Here is a 7280-nt window from a genome sequence, read left to right on the forward strand (position 1 = left end):
AGGTATCATATCATTCTCACGGGTGGTTTTGACTAATGTTTGTTTCGGAGTTTTTTGCGAAGTTCGTATACAAAATTTGAAACTCTATATAATACTTTATTTACAGGAATATTAAATTCACCGATAAATTCCTCAATATGAGGGGCAAAGTTAGACTTAAATTTTGTTAGACCGTCATCAAGACTACCCTCAACTCCTCCCATATTGGCCCATATAATGTTGTCATTATATGCATCTTCAAAAACTCTAGGATATAGCTTATACTGTGGGTAGAACTTCTTAAAATCTTCATTCATCCCAGCATAGAGCATTTCCATTGTATTACCAAATTTTATTGATAAAATACCTGCAATAACTAGTTCCTTATCATAATCTTTTACATAATCTTCGAGCTCAGTGATATATTTTTTTATAGATGTCTCTTGCTGTTTCAATTTTTTCAAACGTTTCTTTTGATTATCTGAAGTTTCAGAAAGGTTATCTTGAATTTCAATTAACTGAGCTTTGTACTGCTCCAAACGCTTGGGTAGATTAACTTTTGCTAGATGAAGATAAGCATCATTACCATATATTTTCATTAACTTTCTGAAATATTCCTCATTTCGGAGGGAAACCCCTTTACGAGATTCGGTAAGTGCAATAACATTAGAGAATGCTTTGAGATCATCAATTGTTCCTCGATAAGTTTGAACACCACGTTTATCAGAATCTTTTATTAAACGCTTTGTGTGTTTAGGAAAAGTATTAATAATATTCTCCTTTGTATAAACATTAGCCTGATAGCGTGGTTGAATACTCTGGGAAATGTTTTGGGTCCGACCTGTCCATTCGGCACCACATTTTTGTAAGATTTCTATTGTTTTTAGTGTATTAATATTTTCTTCAACATTCTCACCAATGAGGTAAGATTTGAGAATAAGGGATGGGTCAAATTTAATAAAAAGTGCACGTTTTGTTTTTGCAATTTTTTTAAGAGAATCAATAACAAAAGTCACTAATTCTATATTAGAGTAGTTCATTATTGGACCACGCGGAATGTAGAGCATAGTCAGACCTAGAGGAAGCCTACGTATTAGAATAGATGCAGTTGCTACTAGTCTGCCATCTTTATAAAATCCGATTCGCTCATTATTCCAATTGTCCTTAATTTTAGCCCAATTACTGCTCTGTAAAAGATTAACTTGGTCACTGTTTTTTACAAAGTGATCATGTTCTTCAGCAGAAATTCCAATTTTATAACTATACATTACAATACCCACTTTCTAATAGCGTAAGCAACACCAGATTCATCATTTGATTTTGTGATGTGTTTCGCAATTTTCTTCAATTCTGGATTACCATTTTCCATAACAACAGGAGAGCCAACGACTTCAAGCATAGCACGGTCATTTTCTTCATCACCGATAGCCATAGTTTCTTCTTTCGAAAGACCGAGTTTTTCAGCAAGATGGGTTACAGCAATCCCTTTGTTGGCTGTTTTCTTAAGAATTTCTAGATAAAATGGTGTTGATTTTACAATGGTAAAGCGGTCATAAAATTCCTGTGGAAGTTTGGCAATGGCTACATCAAGAATTTCAGGTTCATCAATATACATGGCTTTAACGAATTCCTTGTCAGCTACCTCCTCAGGTGTACGATAGTAAATCGGCATATGAACAAGTGTAGACTCATGAACTGTATAGCGTCCAATGTTGCGATTACTTGTGTAGATACCATCTTTAGTAATGGCGTGAGAATGAACACCAAGCTTGTTAGCCAAAACCTCAATATCAAGGTAGTCTTCGTATGAGAGTGTCTCACGAATTAATTCATTACCAGTAGAAGTTTCTTGGACAAGCCCACCATTGAAGGTGATAACATAATCTCCGTCTTGGTTGAGGTTGAGTTCTTCAAGAAGTGGAAGTACTCCAGGAATGGGACGACCAGTCGCGATGACAACCTTTACACCGGCAGCTTTAGCATCTTGAATCGCTTGAAAGACTTCAGGTGTAACTTGACGTTGGCTATTTAAAAGCGTTCCATCAATATCAACAGCAATAAGTTTAATAGACATAATAATTACCTGTTTCGTTTAGTTAATTTCTCTTCTATTCTACTAAAATTTAAATGATTTGTCATAGTTTGTCATGAGAAAAAACATATTGCCTACTTTAAAGAAGTAGATTAGGTAAGAATTGCCCAAATGCTTTTTAATTGGTAAAATAAGGTCAGACAAATAAAGGAGAGATAAAGTGATTCGAGTAACCAACCAATTGACGGAGCAAGAACGGAAGGTAGCAAAAGCATTGATTGCTAGCTGCCAAGCCCATGATCAAACCTTTCGAGAACCCTATCTCTCCAATATGCTTAATTTTGACCCCATCATGCCAGCCTTTTTCCTCTATTATCAAGAAGGAAAGTTGCTTGGGTTGTTAACGGTTTATGCGGATAACGAAGACGTTGAAGTGAGCTTCCTAGAGGACCCTAGTTATCGTCGTCATGGTATTGCGCGTGCGATGTATAGAAGCTTTGAAAAAGAAATGGCATCTTACCCTATTCGCTCAGTGACCTTTCAGACGGAGCGTGTTTTTCTCGATCATCATCCTGATTTGGCAAGTCATTGGGGTTTGGTTGAGGATGAAGAGACGGAAACCTGGCTAGGGCGAGATAGAACACCATATGCTCTGGATTCCCGTTCAGATGTCAAGGTGCTCTTAGCTGAACCTTCTTACCTAGATGAAATTGCCCAACTCCACCAGCAAGCCTTTTCTGATGCAGAGGAAACACTTGAAGCAAGTCGCAGATACATTACAGAGGCCTTGAAGGATTCCGATGGCCTACTTTACATCCTTCTCAAAGAAGCTCAGGTCATTGGAGTTTGTACGGTCGATTTATCTGGGAATAACAACTACCTTTATGGACTTGCCGTAGCAGAAGCCTATCGTGGCCAAGGCTATGGAAGCTATCTGGCAAAATCAGTCGTCAACCAACTTATTGCGCAAAATGACAAGTCCTTCCAAATTGCAGTGGAAGATAGCAACATAGGTGCCAAACGCTTGTATGAAAAGATTGGCTTTGTCAAACAAACCCAGGTGGTTTACTTGAAGCAGAAAGAATGATTACATGTTATTAGAAGAATTTGAAAATGTACCTGCTGTGATAGAGCCAACTGATCGAAGCCTTATTAGTGGTGGAGAAATCTGTGATACTATTATTCTGTCTTTTAATGGAGAAATCCTTGAACGAGTAAAGCAGATAGACGGGTCTATGAAGGTGGTTATCTCACCAACCTAAATAGCAAATATCCATGGTATATCTATGAAGTAGATGGATTTAAACTTGCAGTTGCTATGGCTACTATTGGAGCTCCAATGGTTGTGGGTTTCTTAGAAGAACTCAAAGCGAGAGGTTTTAACAACTTTATCGTTTTGGGCTCTTGCGGAGTTCTAGATCAGTCAATTCAAGCAGATAAAATTATTATACCAAGTTCAGCTCTACGTGATGAAGGTACAAGTTACCATTACGCTCCTGCAAGTGATGAGATAGCTTATGACGAAACTTTGCTCTTAACCATGGAGAACGCTTTGAACAAATCTGGTATTGAGCACATTCGGACCAAAGTTTGGACGACAGATGCCTTCTATCGTGAAACAGCTGCTAAGGTAAAACGAAGACTTGAAGCAGGAGCGAAAGTTGTAGATATGGAATCTTCGGCTATCATGGCCTGGGCCCAATATCGACAAGCCAATGTTTATCAGTTTTTCTACACGGCTGACTATGTTGATCATCACAATCATGAGTGGGATGCTAGACATGAAGAGAGAAAGACAGATGTAATGACTTTCTTCGAGATTGCTGTCAGTATCGCATTAGAGTTGGAAAAATAAGTATAGAAAGAAAAGGAGTAATCAATGGAAATAAAAATAAAAAACAAAATTAAAGTAGGGGATCAAACGGAGATTATCGAAGAAATCCACACTTGTGAGGTTATGGAAAAAGGGGATTATACCTATCTTGTTCATCATAATTCCGAGAAAGAAAAAGTGGTTATTAAGTTGAATCAGGATGAGCTAGTGATGACACGCTTTTCTAATCCTAAATCCATCATGCGTTTTTCTGCTAAAGTACCTGCCTTGGTCCACATTCCGACACCGCTTGGTACCCAGCATTTTCTGACAGACACTAGTCTATTTGCCCATGACCCGAATGGACAGACAGTTGATATTCATTATCAATTGAAACATCCAGAAACAGAAGACGTTTTTGCTGATTATGAATTAGAAGTTTCTTGGTTTTAATTTTTGAAAAAATAGAATCATTTTGCTTGAATAAAGAATAATTTATGATAAAATGTTTAGTACAAATAAGGGAGTAGCAGGTGACTGTAATCATGAGATTTGATTAACAGTTGCGATTATGTCGTCATTACGAAATTTTACATTTCCGGCATATTCTTAAACAGCGAGACTTGTTTTTTATTAAACAAGTCTCTTTTTGTATGATTTTTTATATGAAAAGAGTCTTGTTAGCCATTTTTCCCTATATAGAAGGAGGAGATTATTTTGTCTAAAGAACAAAATAAAGCCTTGTTTTACACACAAGGAGAGGAAGAAGTCCTAAAAAACTTGGACACTTCTGTTGATGGTTTGTCTACTGCACAAGCCAAGGAACGTTTAGATGCCTATGGCTATAACGAGTTGGATGAAGGTGAAAAACGCAGCCTCTTGTCAAAATTCATCGATCAGTTTAAAGATTTGATGATTATCATCTTGCTTGTCGCCGCCGCCCTTTCTGTTATTACAGAAGGTATGCATGGTTTGACGGATGCCTGCATTATTTTAGCCGTTGTTGTTTTGAATGCAGCCTTTGGTGTGTATCAAGAAGGTCAAGCAGAAGCGGCTATTGAAGCCCTCAAAAACATGTCTAGTCCTATGGCTCGTGTGCGTCGTGATGGGCATGTCGTTGAAATTGATTCACGCGAATTGGTTCCTGGAGACATCGTCTTGCTTGAAGCTGGTGATGTTGTTCCTGCGGATATGCGCTTGCTCGAAGCTGCCTCACTTAAGATTGAAGAAGCAGCCCTTACCGGTGAATCTGTACCAGTTGAAAAGGACGTTACTGAGACAGTTGAAGCAGAAGCAGGTATCGGTGACCGTGTAAATATGGGTTATCAAAATTCTAACGTTACTTATGGTCGTGGTACAGGAGTTGTAACCAATACCGGTATGTATACAGAGGTCGGTAAGATTGCCGATATGCTGGCTAATGCGGACGAATCACAAACGCCATTGAAACAAAGCTTGGAGCAACTGTCTAAGACCTTGACCTATCTTATTGTCGCTATTGCCTTGGTGACATTCTTGGTTAGTGTCTTCATTCGTGGCGAACAGCCTCTTGAAGGCTTGATGGTTGCCGTTGCTCTTGCCGTTGCAGCGATTCCTGAAGGTTTACCTGCCATTGTAACCATTCTTTTGTCACTTGGGACAACGACCCTTGCTAAGCGCAATTCGATTGTTCGTAAATTGCCAGCTGTTGAAACCCTTGGTTCAACAGAAATTATCGCATCTGATAAGACTGGTACCTTAACCATGAACCAAATGACTGTTGAAAAAGTCTATACAAACGGTCAATTGCAAAGCGCTGCTACGGAACTTGGTGCTGACAATACAACCCTTCGTATTATGAACTTTGCCAATGATACTAAGGTAGACCCAGATGGTAAACTAATCGGTGATCCAACCGAAACAGCCCTTGTTCAATTTGGTTTGGACCATAATTTTGATGTGCGTGACGTCTTGAAATCAGAGCCTCGTGTGGCAGAATTGCCATTTGACTCTGACCGTAAGCTCATGTCTACTATTCACAAAGAAGCGGATGGCACATACTTTGTAGCTGTTAAGGGTGCGCCTGACCAATTGCTCAAACGTGTGACTCGAATTGAAATCAATGGTGAGATTCGTCCAATCACGGATGAAGACAAACAAGCAATCCTTGCGACTAATAAGGACTTGGCAAAACAAGCTCTTCGTGTCTTGATGATGGCTTATAAGATAACGAATGACATTCCTACCTTGGAATCTGCAGTTGTTGAGTCTGATTTGATTTTCTCAGGTTTGGTAGGTATGATTGACCCAGAACGTCCAGAAGCAGCAGAGGCTGTCCGTGTCGCTAAAGAAGCGGGGATTCGTCCAATCATGATCACAGGTGACCACCAAGATACAGCAGAAGCAATCGCTAAGCGTCTTGGTATCATCGACCCAAATGATACAGAAGATCATGTCTTTACTGGAGCTGAGCTTAATGAGCTTTCTGATGAAGAATTCCAAAAAGTCTTCAAACAGTACTCTGTCTATGCGCGTGTGTCTCCTGAACACAAGGTTCGTATCGTCAAGGCTTGGCAAAATGATGGCAAGGTTGTTGCCATGACAGGTGATGGGGTTAATGATGCGCCTTCACTTAAGACAGCTGATATCGGTATCGGTATGGGAATCACAGGTACAGAGGTTTCTAAGGGAGCTTCAGATATGGTTCTTGCCGATGATAACTTTGCGACAATTATCGTTGCCGTAGAAGAAGGACGTAAGGTCTTCTCAAATATTCAAAAATCAATCCAATACCTCTTGTCAGCCAACATGGCAGAAGTCTTCATTATCTTCTTTGCCACACTGTTTGGTTGGGATGTGCTTCAACCAGTACACCTTCTCTGGATTAACCTAGTCACTGATACCCTTCCAGCTATCGCACTTGGGGTTGAGCCAGCTGAACCAGGTATTATGACTCACAAACCTCGTGGTCGCCAATCAAACTTCTTTGATGGTGGTGTCTTCGGAGCGATTATGTATCAAGGTGTTTTCCAAACTATCCTTGTTCTTGCAGTATATGGTTGGGGCCTTGCCTTCCCAGAGCACCATACGCAAGCAGAAATTCATGCGGATGCCCTTACAATGGCCTTTGCCACACTTGGATTAATCCAGTTGCTCCATGCCTTTAACGTTAAATCAGTTTATCAATCAGTCTTTAAAGTTGGTCTCTTTAGAAACAAGACTTTCAACTGGGCAATTCCAGTAGCCTTCGTTCTGTTGATGGCAACTATCGTAGTTCCTGGATTTAATAGCCTTTTCCATGTGTCACACCTTAGTCTGACACAATGGCTTGCGGTTATTGTAGGTTCCTTCTTGATTGTGGTATTGGTTGAATTAGTCAAAGCTATTCAACGTGCCCTTGGTAAGGATAAAGACGCTATTTAAAACATAAAGTCAGAGATAATGGTCTCTGGCTTTTTCTTATCACATCTTGAATTA

General features: G+C 39.6%; 5 protein-coding genes and 1 pseudogene. 4 read left to right on the plus strand and 2 right to left on the minus strand.

Annotation, left to right across the window (positions count from 1 at the left end):
- Window positions 1–32: 32 nt before the first annotated feature.
- Together HMPREF2697_RS07915 and yidA are read right to left on the minus strand one after the other, a co-directional pair.
- Complete coding sequence (locus HMPREF2697_RS07915) at window positions 33–1247, minus strand: aminoacyltransferase (protein WP_004182608.1); 1215 nt, start codon at window positions 1245–1247, stop codon at window positions 33–35.
- On the minus strand, window positions 1247–2053 hold the full coding sequence (gene yidA, locus HMPREF2697_RS07920; protein ID WP_004182607.1) for a sugar-phosphatase: 807 nt from the start codon (window positions 2051–2053) through the stop codon (window positions 1247–1249). The genes HMPREF2697_RS07915 and yidA overlap by 1 nt, the downstream gene beginning before the upstream one ends.
- Before the next feature lie 178 nt (window positions 2054–2231).
- Here yidA and HMPREF2697_RS07925 point away from each other — a divergent pair, with 178 nt between their 5' ends.
- From HMPREF2697_RS07925 to HMPREF2697_RS07940, 4 genes and pseudogenes are all read left to right on the plus strand, one after another.
- On the plus strand, window positions 2232–3098 hold the full coding sequence (locus HMPREF2697_RS07925) for a GNAT family N-acetyltransferase (protein WP_070850279.1): 867 nt from the start codon (window positions 2232–2234) through the stop codon (window positions 3096–3098).
- Window positions 3099–3102: 4 nt separating this feature from the next.
- Window positions 3103–3866, plus strand: a pseudogene (locus HMPREF2697_RS07930) (nucleoside phosphorylase).
- Between the two features lie 24 nt (window positions 3867–3890).
- Window positions 3891–4277: a YwiB family protein gene (locus HMPREF2697_RS07935; RefSeq protein WP_002884910.1), complete on the plus strand. Its 387-nt coding sequence runs from the start codon at window positions 3891–3893 to the stop codon at window positions 4275–4277.
- A gap of 264 nt (window positions 4278–4541) precedes the next feature.
- Window positions 4542–7226 carry a cation-translocating P-type ATPase gene (locus tag HMPREF2697_RS07940; protein ID WP_045771780.1) on the plus strand — a complete coding sequence of 895 codons (2685 nt, stop codon included), beginning with the start codon at window positions 4542–4544 and terminating at the stop codon, window positions 7224–7226.
- The last annotated feature ends 54 nt before the right edge of the window (window positions 7227–7280 follow it).

The sequence above is a fragment of the Streptococcus sp. HMSC064D12 genome, from assembly GCF_001837205.1.
GTDB classification, from domain to species: domain Bacteria; phylum Bacillota; class Bacilli; order Lactobacillales; family Streptococcaceae; genus Streptococcus; species Streptococcus salivarius_D.

Coding starts and splice junctions, on each gene's coding strand:
- HMPREF2697_RS07915 (WP_004182608.1), bottom strand. CDS start 1,247: ATGTATAGTTATAAAATTGGAATTTCTGCTGAAGAACATGATCACTTT.
- yidA (WP_004182607.1), bottom strand. CDS start 2,053: ATGTCTATTAAACTTATTGCTGTTGATATTGATGGAACGCTTTTAAAT.
- HMPREF2697_RS07935 (WP_002884910.1), top strand. CDS start 3,891: ATGGAAATAAAAATAAAAAACAAAATTAAAGTAGGGGATCAAACGGAG.